General features: G+C 75.3%; 1 pseudogene. It reads right to left on the reverse strand.

Annotated features, from left to right (window positions below):
- A pseudogene (locus PROKR_RS32400) lies at positions 1-627 on the reverse strand (heparinase II/III family protein); the annotation flags it as partial.

Here is a 627-nt window from a genome sequence, read left to right on the forward strand (position 1 = left end):
GGTCCGGCTGGTCCGGCGGGTTCGGCTGGTTCGGTCGGGGCCCTGTCCGTGAACCGCCAGGAGTCCTCGACGGTCACGGCCTCGGCCGCCGGGTCCAGTGTCACCTCACGCCACCACTGCTCGAGCCCGGCCACGGGATACGCCCCTGCGAGCTCGACCCGAGCCCGCCAGCGCGCCGTCGGCCCGCCGTCGAACGTAGGCTCGGTCGCGCTGTCAGCCCCGACAGAGCGATCAGCCCTACGTTCGCCGACACCGTCGCCCGCGGCGGCTACGCCGTCCGACACCTCGAAGGCGCCGGCGGCGAACTCCGGGCCGGGGGCCTGCTCCACGCCGCGCACCCGCGGGACGTTGTGCCAGTCGCCGCGGACCACCCACAGGTCGTACCGGTTCGGGCCGAAGGAGCCGGCGCGGTAGGTGGGTTTGCCGGCGTCGACCACCACGGGCACGCCGTCGAGGGCGACGATCACCGAGCCGACGTCCACGTGGTTGTGGTTCTCGTCGTTGTGCCCGCCCTTTACCGACACGGCGAGCCCGCGGGTCGAGCCCGGTGCGGTGCGCGCGACCGCGATCCCCGTCGCCGGGAACGTGGCGCGGCCCACCAGCGGCGGGGTGGCGGCCGGCGCGTCC

The sequence above is a fragment of the Promicromonospora kroppenstedtii DSM 19349 genome (assembly GCF_000515355.1).
In the GTDB taxonomy this organism is placed as follows: Bacteria; Actinomycetota; Actinomycetes; order Actinomycetales; family Cellulomonadaceae; genus Promicromonospora; species Promicromonospora kroppenstedtii.